At 30.4% G+C, this 20,148-nt stretch carries 17 protein-coding genes and 8 tRNA genes; 3 read left to right on the top strand and 22 right to left on the bottom strand.

Annotated features, from left to right (window positions below; genetic code table 11):
* Positions 1-34: 34 nt before the first annotated feature.
* From ACZ5B9_RS01905 to ACZ5B9_RS01875, 7 genes are all read right to left on the bottom strand, one after another.
* Positions 35-793, bottom strand: a complete 759-nt coding sequence (locus ACZ5B9_RS01905) for an ABC transporter ATP-binding protein (protein WP_021769783.1) — start codon at positions 791-793, stop codon at positions 35-37.
* 46 nt (positions 794-839) lie between these two features.
* Positions 840-1,970 carry a branched-chain amino acid ABC transporter permease gene (locus tag ACZ5B9_RS01900; RefSeq protein WP_464423906.1) on the bottom strand — a complete coding sequence of 377 codons (1,131 nt, stop codon included), beginning with the start codon at positions 1,968-1,970 and terminating at the stop codon, positions 840-842.
* 24 nt (positions 1,971-1,994) lie between these two features.
* The gene (locus tag ACZ5B9_RS01895; protein WP_021769785.1) at positions 1,995-2,891 is read right to left on the bottom strand and encodes a branched-chain amino acid ABC transporter permease; all 897 of its coding nucleotides are present in this window, start codon (positions 2,889-2,891) and stop codon (positions 1,995-1,997) included.
* Between the two features lie 251 nt (positions 2,892-3,142).
* Entirely contained in the window at positions 3,143-4,258 is a 1,116-nt protein-coding gene (locus ACZ5B9_RS01890) for an ABC transporter substrate-binding protein (RefSeq protein WP_026745742.1), read from the bottom strand.
* 56 nt (positions 4,259-4,314) lie between these two features.
* Positions 4,315-5,427, bottom strand: coding sequence for an ABC transporter substrate-binding protein (locus ACZ5B9_RS01885; protein ID WP_464423125.1), 1,113 nt, complete (start codon positions 5,425-5,427; stop codon positions 4,315-4,317).
* 234 nt (positions 5,428-5,661) lie between these two features.
* The gene (locus ACZ5B9_RS01880; RefSeq protein ID WP_464423124.1) at positions 5,662-6,258 is read right to left on the bottom strand and encodes an outer membrane beta-barrel protein; all 597 of its coding nucleotides are present in this window, start codon (positions 6,256-6,258) and stop codon (positions 5,662-5,664) included.
* A 397-nt stretch (positions 6,259-6,655) separates the two neighbouring features.
* Positions 6,656-6,787, bottom strand: coding sequence for a DUF6290 family protein (locus ACZ5B9_RS01875; RefSeq protein WP_464423123.1), 132 nt, complete (start codon positions 6,785-6,787; stop codon positions 6,656-6,658).
* Positions 6,788-7,007: 220 nt separating this feature from the next.
* Here ACZ5B9_RS01875 and ACZ5B9_RS01870 point away from each other — a divergent pair, with 220 nt between their 5' ends.
* The 3 genes from ACZ5B9_RS01870 to ACZ5B9_RS01860 all read left to right on the top strand — a co-directional run bounded on the left by ACZ5B9_RS01870 (position 7,008) and on the right by ACZ5B9_RS01860 (position 9,911).
* Positions 7,008-7,214 (top strand): transposase, encoded by a 207-nt coding sequence (locus tag ACZ5B9_RS01870; RefSeq protein WP_464423904.1) that lies wholly within the window; start codon positions 7,008-7,010, stop codon positions 7,212-7,214.
* Positions 7,215-7,396: 182 nt separating this feature from the next.
* A complete protein-coding gene (locus ACZ5B9_RS01865; protein WP_464423122.1) occupies positions 7,397-8,215 on the top strand; it encodes a hypothetical protein in 819 nt (272 codons plus the stop codon).
* Between the two features lies 1 nt (position 8,216).
* On the top strand, positions 8,217-9,911 hold the full coding sequence (locus ACZ5B9_RS01860) for a peptide ABC transporter substrate-binding protein (RefSeq protein ID WP_464423121.1): 1,695 nt from the start codon (positions 8,217-8,219) through the stop codon (positions 9,909-9,911).
* Between the two features lie 328 nt (positions 9,912-10,239).
* Here the strand turns inward: ACZ5B9_RS01860 and ACZ5B9_RS01855 are convergent, their stop codons facing one another.
* The 15 genes from ACZ5B9_RS01855 to ACZ5B9_RS01785 form a co-directional block, all read right to left on the bottom strand.
* Positions 10,240-10,692, bottom strand: coding sequence for a DDE-type integrase/transposase/recombinase (locus tag ACZ5B9_RS01855; protein WP_464423120.1), 453 nt, complete (start codon positions 10,690-10,692; stop codon positions 10,240-10,242).
* Positions 10,693-10,844: 152 nt separating this feature from the next.
* Positions 10,845-11,162 carry a transposase gene (locus ACZ5B9_RS01850; protein WP_464423119.1) on the bottom strand — a complete coding sequence of 106 codons (318 nt, stop codon included), beginning with the start codon at positions 11,160-11,162 and terminating at the stop codon, positions 10,845-10,847.
* Between the two features lie 103 nt (positions 11,163-11,265).
* A complete protein-coding gene (locus tag ACZ5B9_RS01845; protein ID WP_464423118.1) occupies positions 11,266-12,159 on the bottom strand; it encodes a hypothetical protein in 894 nt (297 codons plus the stop codon).
* 274 nt (positions 12,160-12,433) lie between these two features.
* Positions 12,434-12,509, bottom strand: a tRNA-Phe gene (locus ACZ5B9_RS01840).
* 10 nt (positions 12,510-12,519) lie between these two features.
* Positions 12,520-12,606 (bottom strand) — tRNA-Ser (locus ACZ5B9_RS01835).
* A 77-nt stretch (positions 12,607-12,683) separates the two neighbouring features.
* A tRNA-Glu gene (locus tag ACZ5B9_RS01830) sits at positions 12,684-12,758 on the bottom strand.
* A gap of 13 nt (positions 12,759-12,771) precedes the next feature.
* Positions 12,772-12,848 (bottom strand) — tRNA-Ile (locus ACZ5B9_RS01825).
* A 3-nt stretch (positions 12,849-12,851) separates the two neighbouring features.
* Positions 12,852-12,928 (bottom strand) — tRNA-Arg (locus ACZ5B9_RS01820).
* Positions 12,929-12,944: 16 nt separating this feature from the next.
* A tRNA-Lys gene (locus ACZ5B9_RS01815) sits at positions 12,945-13,020 on the bottom strand.
* Between the two features lie 6 nt (positions 13,021-13,026).
* Positions 13,027-13,102, bottom strand: a tRNA-Gly gene (locus tag ACZ5B9_RS01810).
* 13 nt (positions 13,103-13,115) lie between these two features.
* Positions 13,116-13,203: transfer RNA gene (locus tag ACZ5B9_RS01805), tRNA-Leu, on the bottom strand.
* Between the two features lie 332 nt (positions 13,204-13,535).
* Positions 13,536-16,016, bottom strand: coding sequence for an AMP-binding protein (locus ACZ5B9_RS01800; RefSeq protein WP_464423117.1), 2,481 nt, complete (start codon positions 16,014-16,016; stop codon positions 13,536-13,538).
* Between the two features lie 269 nt (positions 16,017-16,285).
* The gene (locus tag ACZ5B9_RS01795; protein ID WP_464423116.1) at positions 16,286-16,582 is read right to left on the bottom strand and encodes a YciI family protein; all 297 of its coding nucleotides are present in this window, start codon (positions 16,580-16,582) and stop codon (positions 16,286-16,288) included.
* A gap of 183 nt (positions 16,583-16,765) precedes the next feature.
* Entirely contained in the window at positions 16,766-18,019 is a 1,254-nt protein-coding gene (locus tag ACZ5B9_RS01790) for a Glu/Leu/Phe/Val family dehydrogenase (protein WP_464423115.1), read from the bottom strand.
* Positions 18,020-18,253: 234 nt separating this feature from the next.
* A complete protein-coding gene (locus tag ACZ5B9_RS01785; RefSeq protein ID WP_464423114.1) occupies positions 18,254-19,843 on the bottom strand; it encodes a prolyl oligopeptidase family serine peptidase in 1,590 nt (529 codons plus the stop codon).
* Positions 19,844-20,148: the final 305 nt, after the last annotated feature.

Raw genomic sequence — 20,148 nt, 5'->3', positions numbered from 1 at the left:
TTTTTGCTAATTTTATTAATTTTCTTCTTAAATTTTATTCTCCCAAATAAGCTGCAATAACTTCTTTGTTATTTTGAATTTCATCAGGCAGACCTGAAGCAATAATTCTTCCAAAATTCAGCACATAAAGTCTTTCACAAATTCCCATTACCAAGTCCATATCATGCTCGATTAGCAGGATTGCAATTTTAAATTTATTTCTTATAAAGCTGATTGTATTCATCAGTTCTCTTGTTTCATTTGGATTCATTCCAGCTGCAGGCTCATCCAGCAGCAATAATTTTGGATTTGTTGCCAAAGCTCTTGCTATCTCCAGTTTTCTTTGCTGTCCATAAGACAGGTTTCCTGCTGTAATATTTGCCATTTCAGCCATATCAAAAATATCCAGTAAATCAAGCGCCTTATCTGTTATTTCCTTTTCTTCCTTCCAAAATCTAGGAAGTCTAAAAATCGCTTCAAAAGTGTTATATTTCATACTGCTGTTAAGTGCCAGCTTTACATTGTCAAGCACTGTTAATTCCTTAAACAGCCTTATATTCTGAAATGTTCTGGCAACTCCCAAAGCAACTATCTGTGGAGTAGTTTTTTTATTTATACTAATCTGATTTATAGAAATATCTCCATCAGTAGGCTTGTAAACGCCTGTCAGCAAGTTAAATATTGTCGTTTTCCCAGCTCCGTTTGGACCAATCAATCCAACCAGTTCCCCTTCTTTAATCTCAATATTTACCTCATCAACAGCTCTTAGCCCGCCAAAAGATATTCCCAAATCTGTCGTTTTTAATAATGACATATTTTTATCTCCTATTTTACTTCATTTTTATATTTATCAAAAATATTTAACTTTCGCTTTTCTCACTCTTATTATTTCTATAATTTCTAATTCTATTAATTCTTCTCTTTGTTCCTGCAAATGTAAATTCCTTCGTACCAAAAATCCCTTTTGGACGGAAAATCATTAATGAAATTAATATGATTGCATAAACTAAGTATCTAAACTGCGAAACATCTCTCAATCTTTCATTTAGAAGTGTCAAAATTGTTGCAGCGATAATTGCTCCCGTAATACTTCCAAGTCCGCCAAGCACTACCATAACAAGAATTTCTATTGAGAATAAAAATCCAAATTTATCTGGCGTCAAAATTCCAATATTATGAGCAAATAACGATCCTCCAACTCCAGCAAAAAATGCTGAAAAAGCAAACCCATAAAGTTTTACACGATTTAATCCTATTCCAATATTTTCTGCCGCAATTTCATCTTCTCTAATTGACAGAATCTCTTTCCCTTTTCGAGAAGTCATTGCCATTGCAATTACAATAATTGAAATAACTACAATAAAATATGTATTTGAAAAATCTAGAATTGTTGGAATATTATTAAGTCCAGTTGCTCCTCCTAAAAAGTCCAGATTTTGAATAATATATTTTATAATTTCTCCGAAGGCAAGTGTTATAATAGCAAGATAATCTCCTCTTAACCTAAGTGTACTTCCACCAACAAAAAATCCAAATACAGCCGCAACCAATCCGCCAAACAATGATACCAGTATTAACTGTAAAAATGGCGGTAAATTATAATTTACAAGTATTTTTGAAATAAATGCCGCTGAATATCCACCAATTGCGATAAATCCAGCTTGCCCCAAATTAAGCTGTCCCATAAGCCCAACTGTTATGTTTAAGCTTACTGCAAATAAAACAAAAATTAATATGTTTATATATATTCCTTTTGTATAACTGAAAGCATCATTTGGATCAAAAGTAAAACTTAAGACGATATAAAGTGCAACTATCGAAATAAATGTAACTACATAATTTTTTACATTTAATTTGTTAAAATAATTTAAGTTTTTCCATTTATATTCTTGTACTTCTTTATTTTTTTTGATCTTATTATTCTGTTCGTTTTGATTTTTTTCTATATTATCTATATTTTTTGTTTTTACATCTTTATTGTTTTTTTCCATATTTTCCATTTTCCTCCCTTCCAATTACACTTTTTCTTTCATATTCTTACCAAAGAGTCCATTTGGCCTAAAAATTAATATTAATATCAGCACACCAAATACAATAGGATTTGCCCAAGTTGTAAGCGACGAACCTTTTACATATGCTTCAAGAAGCCCTAAAACATATCCACCAACCATAGCTCCTGGAATACTTCCTATTCCTCCAAATACAGCCGCAATAAACGCCTTCAGTCCTGGCAGCATTCCCATATATGGCTCAATTTGCGGATAAACAATCGCATACAATGCTCCACCCAACGCACCAAGTCCAGAACCAATCGCAAATGTTATAGCAATAGTTTTATTTACATTAATTCCCATAAGCTGTGCCGCTCCTGTGTCCTGTGAAACTGCTCTTGTCGCTTTTCCTAGTTTTGTATTTTTAATAAACAAGTTCAAAGCAACCATACAAATTAAAGTAACTACAATTACAAATATTGTAAGCATGCTAATTTGCAAGAATCCTAGACTGATTTTGTTATTATTTGATAAAAACGCTGGTATATATTTCTGATCAATAACTTTTGGATTTGCTCCAAATATTATAAGTGCCAGGCTTTCCAGCAAAAAGCTCATTCCAATCGCTGTTATAAGTGCCGAAATTTTAGGTGCATTTCGAATTGGACGATATGCAAAAAAATCAATTACAACTCCCAAAATAGCACATATAACAATTGATAAAATAATAGCCACAATTAATGGCATTCCATGTGACACGGCAATTAAAGTAGCATACGCTCCCACCATAAGTATATCACCATGTGCAAAATTTATAAGTTTAACGATACCATAAACCATTGTATATCCTAACGCAATCAACGCGTAAATACTTCCAGTCTGCAGTCCGTTAATAGTCTGTTCAATAAAACTCTTTAACATATTTAAAAACTCCTCATACTCTTTACTTAAAATACGCTTTATTTTTCATTCATATACTTAAGCAACTTTAAAATCATACTCTTCCCCTGTAATTAAATATAATCTTAAAGCAGCTTACGTATATTTACCCAAATTAGTTTTCTTCTTTTTAGATAAAAAAAGTTCCAGAGTGTTAGAAGAAAGAAAATTTCTCCTAACAACCGAACTTCATAACAATTATTATTTTCTATATTTTTAGAATTTTTTCTTTCCTAGAATTTTTCCTTCAATGAAAGTTTTCCATCTTTCACTTCAATAAATGTAACTTTTTTCTCAGGATTTCTTTCTGCATCAAATTTTAGCGAACCTGTAACCAAAGTACCATCAAATTTTTTAATTGCTTCTTTTATTGCATCTTTAGAAGACAAGTCAGAAACATTTTTTAATGCTGTTTCTAAAATAGTTCCAGTATCATATCCTAAAGCGGCAAAAATAATTGGATCTATTTTATATTCATTTTTGTATGCTGCAATAAATTTTTGAACATTTTGATCAGGGTCATCTGGTGCAAACTGGCTTGCAAAAACTGCTCCATTTGCAACTTTTCCAAAGTTAGTCTGGATTCCATCCCATCCATCTCCACCCATGAATTGAGCGTTTATTCCAAGTTCTTTTGCCTGTGTCAAGATTAGTCCAATTGTGTTGTAATAATCTGGTACGAAAATTACTTCAGAATTGTATCCTTTTACTTTTGTAAGCAATGCTCTAAAATCCTTGTCATCAGCAGTGTATTGTTCTTCTTTTACTTGAATTCCTTCTTTTTTAGCCTGTTCCTTAAATGCGTTTGCAAGCCCTACAGAATAGTCACTTCCAGTATTAGTTAAAACAGTAATGTTTTTATAACCTTTTGCTTTTGCATATTTTGCAACAACGACACCTTGATAAGGATCTGTAAATGTAGTTCTGTAAACAAAATCTTTTCCTTTTGTGATGTCAAATGCAGTTCCAGTTGCTGTAATCATAGGAATTTTTGCTTGTTGCGCAAGCGGTGCAATTGCAAGAGATGGTCCAGATGTAACTTCTCCTACAAAGATGTCAATTTTATCTTGTGAAACCATTTTTTTAAACGCATTAATCGCTTCCTGAACATCACCTTTACTGTCTGCTTCCACAATTTCAATTTTTTTACCATTAATTCCACCAGCGGCATTTATTTCTTTTACCTTCAATTTAAATCCGTTTATTGTACTTGTTCCATATTGTGCCACATTTCCAGTTAATGCTCCTATAACACCAACTTTTATAACATTGCTGTCCTTAGACGACTTTGCTCCACAGCTCAGTACGAATAATGCCAACAATGAAACTAAGAATAATATTTTTTTCATCGTCGTTCTCCTTCACTATTATATTTTTTATAAGTAATTTATTTTGTTTCTTAAATTTAAAATTTTTCTTTTAATGTAAGTTTTCCACCTTTTACTTCAATAAATGTAACTGCTTTTTCAGGGTTTCTGTCAGCATCAAACTTTAACTTTCCAGTTATAAGATCAATTCCGCTAACTGCGTTCATAGCTTCTTTTATAGATGGTCCTGTCAAATCTTTTGAAGATTTTAATGCAGCTTCTACAATTTCCACTGTGTCGTATCCAAGTGCAGCAAACATTATTGGTTCTTTATTAAATTTAGCTTGGTAATCTTTCATAAATTTCTGAACATTTTCAGCTTTATCTTCTGGAGAAAATTGGCTTGCAAAAATTGCTCCTTCTGCAACTGCTCCAAAGTTAGTCTGAATTCCGTCCCATCCATCTCCACCAAAATATTGCGCAGTTATTCCCAGATCTTTTGCTTGAGAAATAATTAGCCCAATTGTATTGTAATAGTCAGGTATGAAGATAGCTTGTGGATTTTGCCCTTTTACTTTTGTCAAAATTGCTTTAAAATCTTTATCGTCATTTGTATATTTTTCTTCAGTAATAGTTATTCCATCTTTTTTAGCCTGTTCCTTAAACGCATTTGCAATTCCTACAGAATAATCATTTGAAGAATTTGTTAAAATTGCGATTGATTTTACGCCTTTTGCTTTTGCGTATTTTGCAGTTGCTGTTCCTTGATAAGGATCTGTAAATGTCGTTCTAAACACGAAATCTTTTCCTTTTGTAACATCAAGGCTTGTAGCAGTTGCCGAAATTAAAGGCACTTTTGCACTTTGAGCAAGTCCTGAAATAGCCTGTGAAGTAGCCGAAACAACTTCTCCAATCACGATATTCACCTTATCTTGCGAAACCATTTTTTTAAATGCATTCACCGATTCTTGAACATCACCTTTACTATCTGCAATAACAAGTTCGATTTTTTTACCATTAATCCCTCCTGCATTATTAATAGCCTCTACTTTCAGTTCAATACCTTCTTTTACTGCAATCCCATATTGTGCATAATTTCCAGTAAGTGGTGCAATAACTCCAATTTTTATAATATTACTATTAGTAGTTTTCTTTCCACAACTAAGAATAAGAATGGTGACTAATAACATTGTTAGAAATAATTTTTTCATACTTTCAACACCCTTTCATTATTAAATTTTCAAAGTATAGTAAATATAAAAATAATCTTTTTTATTGATTAAATATAAACTATAACTTTATTATATGTTTAATATTATATCATAAAAGATAAAGAAATGAAATTATTTTTGAAAAAATTCCAAAAAAAAACTACCACATTTGTGGTAGTAAAAAATATTTTAATTAAACATATTTTTTATATTCAATTCACAAATTACTTTATATTAGTTTCCTAAATTAAAGTCATAACCTACACCAAGGCTAACTCTTTTGTAGTCGGCATTATATTTAGATTTAACACCTAAAGGTCCTTCATATTCATATTTTCCTTTGTTTTCTTTGAACATAAGTTCTACGTTTACATTGTTGAAGTTAACTCCTCCACCTACACCGTAGTATGCTCCACCTTTAGCTTTATATTTCCCAACATTACCATAGTCATGATCTCCATTATTGAATGAATATCCTAAATCACCTTTAACATAAGGTTTAACTGCTGTTTGTGTATCAAAAGTATATTTTGCAGTTCCATATAGAGGGAATGAATTATAGTTTTTCAAATTTTGTCCAGAAACTTTATCTTTTAAGTCTTTATGAAATTGGAATGCTGTCCCTCCACCTACTTCTAATCCTGGAGTTACTTCGTATCTGTATTCAGCACCAATTTCTCCTGAACTGTTTTTAACTTTTTGATTTTTATAATTCTTTCCATAATGATATTTTCCACCAAGATCTATTCCACCTTTAGCTTCAATTTTTCCAGCATCTGCAAACGAAGCTGCTCCTAAAACTAAAAATAATCCAATTAATGTCTTTTTCATAATCAATCACCTTTCTTTTTCAAAAATCTCCTTCGATTTTTATTTTTTTACATCTGAAAACATATCTGTCTTCTGATGTTACTTAATTATACCTCATAGTTCTTATAAATAAATTTTTATACATCTATATTTATCTTTGAGCAAAAAATTAATAAATATCCGAAAACTTAGCTGAAAAATAAAAAGTGCAACTTATGATAAACACTGAGTTACACTATATATTTCAATTTTAATTGTTTTAATGGTGCCCACGCATAATTATTTCGCTAAAAATGGGTATTTGAAATATAAAAGTTGTCAGTAAGTTGCCAGTAAAATTTCAGTTACTTTTTTAAAATTTCTTTTCATAATTTTACTCCTATGTTAAAAATAAATTTATTTTCCTAATAAAAAAGCTCTATTTTTTACAACAAGGATTATCTAAAATTAAATTACGGACAAAAGATGACATATTAAGATTATTCATACTTGAATATTCTTTTAAGAACTCCAAGTCTCCCTTTTCCATTCTCAATGATAATGTTGGCATTTTTATCCCTCCAATCGTAATATTTATATTACAATTGTACAAAGTATTATTCTATTTGTCAAGATATAAAAAATTCCTTTTTGTTGTTATAAATCATATAATATAAGAACAAAAGTCAGTAAATAATAAAAAAATTATAATTGAATTTTTAAATAATAAACTAAATTTTTCTATAAGTAAATACTTGAAAAGAACAAGACTTATATATCTACCAAAACAGATGGATAATGCCAGATTTTATAGAAAGAATATGTTAGAAAAGATAATTAAGGAAACGGAGCATTGTCTATTATTTCTTCCTCCATATTCGCCGGATTTAAATCCAATAGAAAAATTATGGGCTAATATGAAGAAAAAATTAAAAGACACAGCCCATAATTTTAATACACTAGAAGAGCAGTTACTTCTGTTTTATTTAATAAATTAGTTCAGTTTTAAATAGGTTTTACTATACAAAATAGAAAAGACAGGTTTTCTATTTTAAGAGAAAAGAATCCTTGCTAAATTTAGAGATCAAAAATCTCATTTTATTTTAATCTTTTACTGCTAATATTACATAAGAATATAAAATAAATAAAAAAATATGCATTTCCGGAGGTAAGAGAATATATGAAAATAAATGATTTAAATGAAAAATTTGAAGATTTTGAAAAAAAGAACACTGGCAAGATATTGCAGGGATTGATGAAAATAACGGGTATGATTATTTTAGCAGCTTTTCTTGTATTATTTGAGAAAATGATATATATGCAATGTTATTTTTCTTTTATAATGAATTCCAGAAGTACAGGTATAAAAGAAAAAATAACAATGCTAGCTGCAATATTTACATTATTTTCTCTTATTGTAATAATTGTATCAGCTATTATTTTTATAAAAATGATAAAAGACTATTTTAATGAAACTAGTATGGAATTATCTCATAAAATAAAGTATTATGTAATAATTTTCATAGGAATTTTAATTATTATAAATTCAATTATTGGAACATCTGAAGTTCTTAAACAGATGAAACTCAACTTTACTTTCATTCAGAAAATAATGCTGTTTTTATTTTCCGGAATTCCTTCAGGAGTAATAGCAACATCAGCAACTGCATTTTTTTCAGTAATCTTTTTATTTTCAGTAAAAACATACGAAAAGAAATTGTATGAACACAGAATAATAGGAATAATTTATACTGCTATTGTTTCAATAATAGGATTATTAGGAATCAATTTTATAATGGAACTTTCTAACTTGTATAAAAATTACTCTTTTAAAGTGGGGCATGAGTTTAAGCTTTTTATTCATTTCTTAAAATTTGTGTTGAGGTATAAAAATTTATACATTGAGATATTTAATATGTATTTCTGTGTAAATTTATTTGTAATAATATTTTTGGGAATTTTGCTGATTTTTGCTAAAAAAAATAGAGAGGGTGAATAAAATGAAAAAAATGTATACAATTTTTATATTATTATTAGGAGTATTCAATTTATCATGTTCTGAAAGTAAGACAGGAGCATATTCTGAAAATAAGACAGAAAAAAATATATTTAATACAATTGTGGACACAATTAGTGGGGCTAAATTTGAATATAATGTTGCTGAAAGTACTCCTGATACTTTTAATTTAGTACATCTGTTTCTTCCTGAATCTTACGATGCTCAGCTGCTTAATGATAAACACCCTGAAAATATGAGAAATTATGAAGCTGCCGATATTTTTGATCTTTTATTTGAAGGACTTGTCAGAATTGATGAAAATGGTAAAATAGTACCAGGACTGGCAGAAAAGTGGGAAACAAACAAGGATAAAACCAAGTGGACTTTTCATCTGAGAAAAGGCTTGAAATATTCTGACGGAACCCCTATAAAAGCTGAAGATTTCAAAACTGCATTGTTGAGAATGCTGAATCCTGAAATAATATCTCCAAGTACAGATGTTCTTTTTCTTGTAAAAAACGGCAGAGAATTTTATGAGGGAAAGGTAAAAGCCGAAAATGTAGGGATAAAAATATTGGATAATAATGAAACTATTGAACTGGAACTAACCAAGCCGATAGGATATTTTGATATGTTAATGACAAAAGTAGAATTTTCACCTTTAAATCAGGAATTTTTCGGGAAATTGGGAGAAAAATACGGAAAAATACCTGAAAATATTTTATATTCAGGACCTTATATCATAAAAAGTATAGGAAAAAGAAAATTATTATTGGAAAAAAATAAAAATTACTGGAACGGTAACAGTATAAAAATGAATAAAATCAATATTTATGGTGGTTTATGGGACGGAGACGACCATAAAAGAATTGCTGAAAGTAAAGGAATAGATGCAACTGTTGTATATTCTCAATTCTTTTCAAGAACCAAGCTGAAAAATGACATGAAAGAAACACAGAGACTATCTGCAGGTTCTTCTTATTATTATATTTTCAATACTAAAGTAAAAGCATTAAGTAATCCTAAAGTCAGAAAGGCTATAGATGCTGTAATGGCAGGAGAAACAAGGAGAGAATACGGATTTGTTCCAGGATACATCAGTATTAATGGCAAAAATTTCTCTGCTTTAGCTGCAAAAAATGGAAAAGCTGAAAGTGGGAGTTATCATTACAAAAATATAAAAGAATTATTAGATGAGGGATTAAAAGAATTAGGAATAAGTAAAATGCCTGTTTTAAATATTGCTATTAAAGAAAATTCCATTGACGGGTTCTCAGAAAATTTAAAAAAACATCTTGGAATAGATGTCGAAGTTACAAGAATGTCTTATAAGGACTTAATTTTAAAATCAAGAAAAAAAGATTTTGATATTATTGAAAATGAAATTTTGTTAGGATTTAATGACCCGATACTTTACCTTGAAAGATTTGTATCAGACAGTCCTTATAATTATGGTTCTTATTCTAATTCTGAATATGATAAACTTATAAAAATTGCCTCTGAAACAAAAGATATTAACATCAGAACGGATGCTCTAATCAAAGTTGAAAATATATATGAGAAAGAAAATCCTGCAGCAAAAACGGGCTACGGTGAAATTACTCATATTATTCTTGAAAGACCGGGAATAAAAGAACTGAAATTAGTTCCTTATGGCGGGATTTTATATTTAAGAAATGTTAATAAAGCTAAATAGAAGTTTAAAAAAGGCTCTTTGTCAAGTGTAACAAAAAGTAAAAATATAATTTAATAAAATCGGACTGGTATACTCCAGTCTTTTTTGTTATAATAAATTTAGACATATTTTTTGAAATTTTAATGTTTTGAAAAATAGTAAGACTTGTATTAATAAATAAAATAAAAGGTGGGGGATTTTTGTGAAAAATATAAAAGGGGTATTTTTATTATTACTATTTTTTTATTTTCTAACTGGTTGTGGAAAATTTTTTAATGAGGGTAATTCTTCTGAATTTAATATTATAGTGAAACTTATACTGAAGTGTCCCCCAAAATTTCGACTATTTTTAATCAATTTCTTTGTTTCCTTTCTTTATGCTTTCTTCGTATTCATTCGGACTTGTAAATCCTATTTTACTGTGTATTCTGCTGTTATTATACCATATTTCTATATACTCGTACATTCCACTTCTTAAACTTTCTAGATTTTCAAAGTTTTCATTATGTACATATTCTTTTTCCAATGTTGCATGGAATGATTCTATACAGGTATTATCATAAGGATTTCCTTTTCTGCTGTAAAATATGCTTATGCCTTTTTTTGCATAAAATTTACGATATTCTTTACTCACATACTGGCTTCCTCTATCTGTATGTATTATCAGATCAGTTATATACACTCTTTTATATATCACCATTTTTAAGGTGCCGATAACTAATTTTATATCCATAAATTTTCCAACCTTATGTGATATTATTCTTCTGCTGTCTTGCCATATTGATTTTATTATATCGTACAAAATTTTATTTTCTATATCCCTTTGTGTCTTGACCTCTTTAACCCAATAGTAATAGCTGCTTTTTTTAATGCCTATTAAACTAATTATTCTTGATTTTGAAACATTAAACTCATTAAATAAAGTCTTTACTAATGCATACTTGTCAACGGTCCTTATTTTTTCATCAATATGGCTGATGCCTTTTTTAATATGTCAATATCTAGTTCCTTTTGTTCCAGGTCTTTTTCTAATTTTTTATTTTTATCCATTTCTTGCTGCAACTGCCTTTTTAAGGCCATGATTTCATTTAAAGCTTCGTTAGCATTGTATTTTTTATCTATGATTCCTTTAAATTCTTTTTCCCATTTTCTGATTGTTGCTGTTGCTACCCCATATTCATTTTCTAATGATTTTTTTGTTCTTCCATCTTCCAGCAATTCTAAAATTAACATTTTAAATTCATCTGTGTACCTATTACTTCTCTTGTTCATAATCAAATTCCTCTCCTTAACTATATTTTAACAAATAGGAAACTAGTTTTCAAATTATTTGTCCAAGATTTTGGGTACACTCCAAAATTTTGAGACTTTATTATCATTTTTTTATTACTGAAATTGTATTCAAAATCGCCGCTTTTATATCCAAATTATCCTCCCCTTTTAATTGCTCTTCCAAATCAGGCAACGCTTCAAAAAGCCCTTTTATTCCCAAAAATCTAATTAAATTTGCTTTATCATATATATTATTCGTCAATTTTATATATTTTAAAATAATAGGCACTATTATTCTATCTTTTTCCGTCATATGAATTAATTCATAAACTGTTTTTAAATTATAATTTACATTTTTCAATTCTTCCAACATTTGATCTTCAAATTCCATTTCGGTATCATAATTTCTTTTAGCAGAAATTTTTTTACCATTTATTACTACAAGATCTAATTTTTGTTCCACAATTTCTCTTCTCTCAAACATTATTTCTATAAATTTTAAAACTTCTTCTTCAAAAAGTTTCTTTGAGATATAATAAACACCTTTTCTGTTTTTAAATTCTTTATCACTTTCCCATGTAATTTCAATTTTGTTTCCTGTTACAGAAAAAAAAACTCTTGGATATATTTCTCCACTCGCTTGAGGTAATTGATGATTGTATGCCCACTCGTACAAAAGCCAAAATTCCGTGCTATCTAAATTAAACGCTACATCTTTATAAAGTTCATTAGCTTTCTTTACTAATTCGATTGCAGTATCTTTTCTGTCCTTTTTTATTTTCAATTCTTTATCTGGAAAAGGCTCATTTAAGATTTTATCCAGTTTATCTTTAAGTAAATATGCTGTGAAATATATATCTCCCAATTTATCATATTTATATTTTTCATTTTTTAATTCACATAAATCTTTCCCATCTACATAAAATTTCAAAATATAACTTTCATACGAAATCTCTGGGAAGTATTCAAAATCAAAATAAAATTTTTTATTTTTCACGTTTCTTTCCTTTCATTATTTCATTCTATTTTTATTATATTGCACTTTTGTAATTTTTCCGTCTTTTAACATTTTAAATTCATCTGTGTACCTTTTACTTCTCTTGTTCATAATCAAATTTCTCTCCTTAACTATATTTTAACAAATAGGAAACTAGTTTTCAAATTATTTGTCCAAGATTTTGGGTACACTCCAGTACCATAAATAAAAGAAAAAAGTGCATTTCAGCATAAATACTAATTTGCACTATATATCACATTTTTAGCTATTCTAATGGTGCCCAGACGCGGAATCGAACCACGGACACAGGGATTTTCAGTCCCTTGCTCTACCGACTGAGCTATCTGGGCATATTATATATGGCGGGTGAACTGGGATTCGAACCCAGACATCTTGCGATTTCGCCGGTTTTCAAGACCGGTCCCTTAGCCGTTCGGACATCCACCCACAACTTTACTAAAATATTAAATACTATTTTTTAAAAAAAATACCACAATTTTAAATTATGGTTCCAAAAAAATAAATGGTACGGCCTAGGGGGATCGAACCCCTGTTACCGGGATGAAAACCCGAGGTCCTAACCACTAGACGAAGGCCGCACAAGTTTTTCAATGGTGGATCCAGCTGGACTTGAACCAGCGACCGCTCGGTTATGAGCCGAGTGCTCTAACCAGCTGAGCTATGGATCCATATGGCGTGCCTGAAGAGATTCGAACTCCTGGCCCACGGCTTAGAAGGCCGTTGCTCTATCCAACTGAGCTACAGGCACATATGGTTAAATTAAATGGTGAGCCATACTGGAATCGAACCAGTGACACCTTGATTAAAAGTCAAGTGCTCTACCGACTGAGCTAATGGCTCATATTTTGGAGCGGGAGACGAGGGTCGAACTCGCGACATTCAGCTTGGAAGGCTGACGCTCTACCAACTGAGCTACTCCCGCATAATATGATTCATGGTGCCTCGGGCCGGACTTGAACCGGCACGGGATAAATTCCCACAGGATTTTAAGTCCTGTGCGTCTACCGATTTCGCCACCAAGGCATTTGGTATTTATTTGTTATTTCTAACTCACAAGTACTCGATTAGTATATCATAATTAATTTTAGTTGTCAACACTTTTTTTGAATTTTTTTAACATTCTCTTATTTTTCTTATTTTTTCCCCTTACATACTAGTTTTACACAAAATAAAAAAATAAACTTTTTTTGAATTTTTATTCAAAATTTAGTAATTAATAACTAGTATTGTGTTTTTTTAAGGTTGTCTCATAAGTTAAAATATTTTTTTTATTAAATTGATGTTTTTAAAAATAAAAAATGTTTCTTTATCTTATGAGACATTCCTGCATATATAAAAAAATAATTTAAATAAATTTAATTCTCAACATATTCTTTTATAATTTTTTCTGCTTTTTGTGTAATTTCATCATAGCTTCCTTCTGGCGAGAATTTTTCCAGTACTGCTACTTCAATTTTTTTCGGTTTCGGGAACTTCATATATCTTGAATATGCTTCAAATGCACCTTTTATTCCAAGACATTGGACATCTACATTCAGTTCCTTTGCAATTATGGCAAATACCTTTTTAAATTGGGCAACTTTTCCATCTTTTGTTCTTGCTCCTTCTGGGAAAATTACGATACTTTTTCCACCTTTTAAATAGCCAACTATTTCTTCTACACTTTTTCTAATATTTTTGTTAATATCAATCAGAACAACATTTCCATTTGAAACAAACAGCTTCATTATTCCTTTTTTGAAATACCAGTCGATTGCTAAAAATAATATGTTAAAAACGATTCTTCTAGGAAATAATGATCCTAGAACTAATGCATCCGCAAAACTTTGGTGGTTTGATACGAAAATTTGCGGCTCGTCTGTCAATTTATTTCTGTCAATTTTTTTTACTCTAAAATACAAATCGACAATTGGTTGAAATATTTTTAAAAATTTTGTTACCCAACGGTTTTTATTGTCCTCTATAGGTTTTGTTTCTCTTATAATCTGTTTCCAGTCAATATCGTTATCTTCAAATTTTGTAGCTTTTTGGTTGATGTATTCAGATAATAATTTTAAATTTGGCATTCCAGCAAACTTTTCTTCATCCAGCTGAATTCCAAAACTATTTTCTATAAATGCAAAAAATTCTACAATGTCAAGTGAATCCATTCCGATTTCAAGTTCCAGATTTTCTTCTGGCTGTGGCTCAATTCCTTTATTTTTCTTGACATATTCCTTTAATATTTTGTATGCTTCATCGGTTGGTTCAGGTGTTTTTTCTTTTTTTACAATTTCATTTTTTTCGTATAAGTCCGGCAGCATAAATCTACGTGTCTTTCCAACTCTAGTTTTTGGCAATTCTTCTTCAAACAGCTTATAATCAAGCACTTTTTCATAGTTATGCGCCTTTAGGTTATAATCTTCCACTATATTTTTTATATAAGCCTTTGTATTTGTAATCCCACGTTTTCTAAACTCTAATAGATCTGGAACAATTATTGCAGCTAACTTATTTTTGTAATTAAAAATACCAATTTCCTTGATTAATCCGTTACTTTGTGCAATCACCCTATTTTCAAGCGTTTCTGGATCAATATTCTTACCATTTGAAAGAACAATCATTGTATTTTTTCTTCCACGAATTGTAACATATCCTTCTTCATCAATTGTCGCTAAGTCTCCTGTCTTGAACCATCCATCTTCAGTAATTACTTCCGCAGTCTTATCAGGCTTATTGTAATATCCTTTCATAACAATCGGACCTTTAACCCACAGTTCTTCATCCACAATCTTTATTTCAATGTTATTAAGTTTTTTCCCAACTGTTCCGATTTTTCTTTCTTTTTTTGAATTTACAGCGATAACCGGTGCAGTTTCGGTAAGTCCATAACCCTCAAGGGCGTAAAATCCCAATGTTTCATAAAATCTTGAAATTTCAGGATCCATTTTTGCTCCGCCGACAACAATAAAGTCAAGGTGCCCACCAAATTTTTTATGAACTTTTGCAAAGACTTTTCTTTTTATCTTCAATGATTTGACATTGCTCATCATTTTGTAAATAAATCGTGTAATAAATTTTGCGTCAATTTGCTGCTTTATTCCATCATAGAATAGTTTGAATACTCTTGGCACACCTATTATTGCAGTTACTCTATTTTTTTCAAGAGCGTCAAATATTTCCTTGCTTGCAATTTTTTCTACAAATACAATTGAAGTCTGGTATTTTAACATCAAAAGAACGCTTGCCGTCAAAGGCAGAACATGGTGAAATGGCAATATTGCCAAAATCTGATCCCTGTGATCAAATATTCCTTTTTCGTAAAGTCCTTCCATTTCAGTATTTAAATTATTGAAAGACAGCATTACACCTTTTGGGCTTCCAGTTGTACCTGAAGTATAAAGCATAGCCGCTGTTTCATCTCCAGCTGGATTTTCGAGTTCAAACTGCATATTTTTTATAGTATTCATTTTTTCATGTTCAACTGTAATTTTATCCACATTTATTATTTTTACAGTATTTTTTGAACTATATTTTTCAACTGCTTCAAAAACAGTTTTTTCTGTTTCATTTGAGCAGAAAATTACGTTTGGATGTGAATCTTCCAGCACGTATAAAATTTCGCCTGAATTGCTATTGGCATCAAGGGCGATTCCAGCTGATTTTTTATCCCATACTGCAAAAAAGCTGTAAATCCATTCTGGACGATTTTCCATAACAATCAGTCCAAACTTCTCCTTTTCCAATTCAACTACATACTCAGAAAAATATTTTATATTATTTATCAAATCAATATAATTAATGTGCTTATTGTCAAAATCAACTAATGCCAGTCGCTCTGTTCTCTCTAAAAACATAATTTTGCCTCCTTTTTTTATTGTTATACCCAAAATTTAATTTAGTATATCATAATAAATAAGAAAAGTGAACTATTCATTTTTTTTTAATAAATTCAGTTATGCTAAACAACAATCAACACCTGCTATTCCTTAACTTTATAAGCACTTGTATAATAAAACTGCTTTAAAGCCGAACTAAAATTTTACTCAAACCCTAAATTTATATAATTTTAGCATTTTAATTTTAAATAGGTTTGAGTATATACAAATTTTTCAAGATCGGAAGCCTAATTAGAATATTTTTCAAATTCCTTATCCAGTAACGCAGGTGTAAATTCGGTTATTGCCGTTTCTATCAAATTATTTTTATAATAAGGATCTTCCTTTAATATTTCCTCAAGCTCTCCCCTAGTTACATTGAACGCAAGAATAAGCCCGCCAGTTGAAGGATTTTGCCGTCCACCAGCAATAAATTTTCCAGCATCAATATTTTTTTGAATAAACTCAAAATGCTCCTGTCTAAATTTTCCCACTTCCTCTAGTGATTTTGTATAAGTCGTAGATATAATAAATATTCGCTTCATAAATTTATTTTCCTCCTAAAATTATTTCTTACTCTATTATTTTACAATACATTTTAAAATAATCAACTTTTTTACTGCAAAATTTAAATTATGAAATAAATTTTACAAAAAAAGAACCTATTCTATAATTAAAAATAGAAACAGGTTCTTTATTTAAATATTTAATATCAAAAACTTAAAAAATTAATACCATCCTCTTAATTTCATTGCTTTTGCAATTCTTTCGATACTCTTCATATAAGCGGCATTTCTTAAATCTACCTTGTATTCAGCCGCTAAAGCCCATACGTCTTCAAATGCTCCTGATAATAGCGCATTTTCTTTTTGCTGAACTTCTTCAAAAGACCAGTAGTAACTTTGCAAGTTTTGTACCCATTCAAAGTATGAAACTACAACTCCACCTGCGTTTGCCAGAATGTCAGGCACAACTAAGATTCCTTTTTTAAATAAGATTTCATCAGCTTCTGGAGTAGTTGGTCCATTTGCTCCTTCTACAACTGCTTTTGCTTTAATTCTGTCAGCATTTTCAGAAGTAATTTGATTTTCCAAAGCACATGGTGTTAAAACATCAACTTCTAATTCCAATAACTCAGCATTTGTAATATCTTTTCCGTAATCTTTGTTTTCTGAAATACATCCGTTTTCTTTAAAATCCTTGATTACAGCTTCCATATCAATTCCATTTTCATTGTAAATTGCAACATCAACATTTGAGAAAGCTACAATTTTTGCACCATCTTTATGTGCATAATATGCTGTGTAAAAACCTACATTTCCAAATCCTTGTACAGCGTAAGTTGCTCCCTTGACATCAATGTTTAGTTTTTCTAACGCTTTTTTAGCTGCCAAATTAACTCCATATCCAGTTGCTTCTGTTCTTGCAAGAGATCCGCCAAATTCTAAAGGTTTTCCTGTGAATACACCTTTTGCTGATTTCCCTTCAATTTCTTCATAAGCGTCAACCATCCAGGACATGATTTGTCCGTTTGTATTAACGTCTGGAGCTGGTATATCAACTTTTTCTCCAATAATTGGTGAAATTGCTTTTGCAAATCCTTTAGAAATTCTTTCTAACTCAGCTTTAGAATAATCTTTAGGATCAATTGCCATTCCACCTTTTCCACCACCATAAGGGATTCCTGCTACTGAACATTTGAACGTCATCCAAGTTGATAATGCTTTTACTTCATCTCTTGTTACGTTTGGATGGAATCTAAGTCCACCTTTGAAAGGTCCTACCGCATTGTTATGTTGAGATCTGTATCCTGTAAATGTTTTAACTGTTCCGTCGTCTAATCTTACTGGGAACGATACTTCCAACACTCTCATTGGATTTTTTAGGATTTCGTACACAGCTGGATCTGCGTTTAACTTATCACAAGCTGATTTTACTTGTTTTTGTGCAATCTCAAATGGATTTAATGTTTCTTTTGCCATCTTTTTTACCTCTCTTTTCTCTAGTCTATTTTGATTTTTAAACTTGTTAAAAATCTTCTCTACTTTTACATCATACTACAATTTTATATAAAATTGCAAGTATTTTTTATAGAACTTAAAATTTGCCTTTTACCAAAATATTTTAAATTGCATTGTAATTTAGTTATAACTTTATTTTTTATTAAATTTTCTGATGAAAATCAATTCTATTTTCGACATTAATAATAACATTGACTAATGATTATTGCTTTTTTTCTGAAAATTCATCCACTCAAATATATTTTTAAATGCCTTCCCATTTATATTAGCCTTTTCACTCCCTCCTTTTCCAGCGTTACTTGGCTCAAATCCGAAAGTTTCGGTATCTTTGGAATTTTTTATTTTATCCCTGTTCTGCACACCTTCCACTTGATTATTCAAAAAATATATCCACGAAAAATGTCCGGGAAATCTTGAATTTGGTACATCTGTTCCAACTACATTTTCATAATACGAATACCATGCGTTATCTGCCCCAGCTTTCAACAAATCCCTGTAAGTTGGAAGTGAAAATTTTTGTGGCGTAACAATCCCATCATCTGCCGCCGCAATAAACCACACTGGCGTTTTTTTCATCTTCTGAATTTTTTCTTTTGTTACCCACAGTTTCTTAGTTTCTACAAATCTTGAAATTGCACTGTTTTTACCGCCTGCCGAAACTTCGATATTATTTGTCTTATAAGTTCTATCGCTATTTCTTGCATATTCGTGATAAGCATACGCCTCGCAAATCGGTACTGCCGCCGCAAAGTAATCTGGATAAGTAATTATCATATTTACAGTCATGTATCCGCCATTTGAATCTCCAGCGAGATAAATTCTGCTTGTATCAACATACGGATTATGTTTTACATATTCCTTGATTGTATCCATCAAAATTTGAGTGTATCTCGAATTTCCACTTCCATTTCCATTAGTTCCATCGCCTTCATCCATCCAGTAAGTTGGCGACTGTACAGCCAGAACAAATGCTCCTTTTGTATCAGTTCCTCCTGCAGTAAAATATTTCTGAATTTCTTCTTTCGCAAGTGCCGAAGTTTCTGTGCCCAAAATATCAATATCAGGATCTGTTCCGCCTTCCCCTTGTCCGTGAAGCCAAACGATTAAAGGCTTTTTTGCTCCCAATTTAAAGTTTTCAGGCTCATAAGCTGCCATTTCCAGTTTTAGATTTTCTATTTTTTTAGTAATTGGGTTTTTATAATTTCCACTAAATGAACTTCTGTAATTGAATAATTCTGTATCAGTTGAAACTCTATTATTAATTACATCTTCTTTTTTACTGACCAAATAATCTTTCCCATCAATTGTAACTTTCCCCTCGATTTCCACAACATATTCTTTTACCCATTCATTAAAAAACTTCTGTCTGTTATAAGCAAAAGGCGAACCTTCATACTTCAAGGTATCAGGATTAAACTTATTTTCTAATTCAAGTGTAATAATTCCGGTATCAAAGGCTTTCTCTCCTTTCTTATTCGAAACATACACATCCATTACTTTTCGCTCAAATCCATTTGTTTTTATTTTCCAATCATTTCTATCAAGATTTGTAATTCTATAATCACCCATTTCTAAAATAACTTTGCTCACAGCAGGCCCGCTCTCAAAACCTTGCACAAAAATGCTGACCTTCTTTACTCCATTATAATTTGATAAATCCACAGTTTTTTCACTCACTTTCTCACTATCAATTTTCTTCCTGCTAACTCTTTTCTTATTCGCACTATTTCCAATTACTCCAGAAATTAGCGTAATAAACAAAATTATTACTAGATTTTTTTTCATAATCCGTCACTCTCCTTCACAATATTAGACGTGTTCGATAACTTAAGTTTTTTTATTTCCACAAGGGGTCAAGACCCCTTGCTTCAGAATATTTGTTTTATTAAATTATAAGCACATATAGTTAGTTGTCGAACAGGTCTATTGTTTAAAATTACATTTGTTATACCCCATTTTCTTTTAAAGTCAATACCATTTTGAAAAAAACTATAACTTAATAATAAAATTTAATTAAAATACATTTTAATAGTTACGCAGGTTATGTAACAATCTTGTAAAAAATAAAAACTACCATATTATATAAATAT

The sequence above is a fragment of the Leptotrichia sp. SK-5 genome (assembly GCF_055387215.1).
The sequence above is the reverse complement of the archived record's forward strand: the minus strand, read 5'-3'. Positions and strand labels throughout refer to the sequence as shown.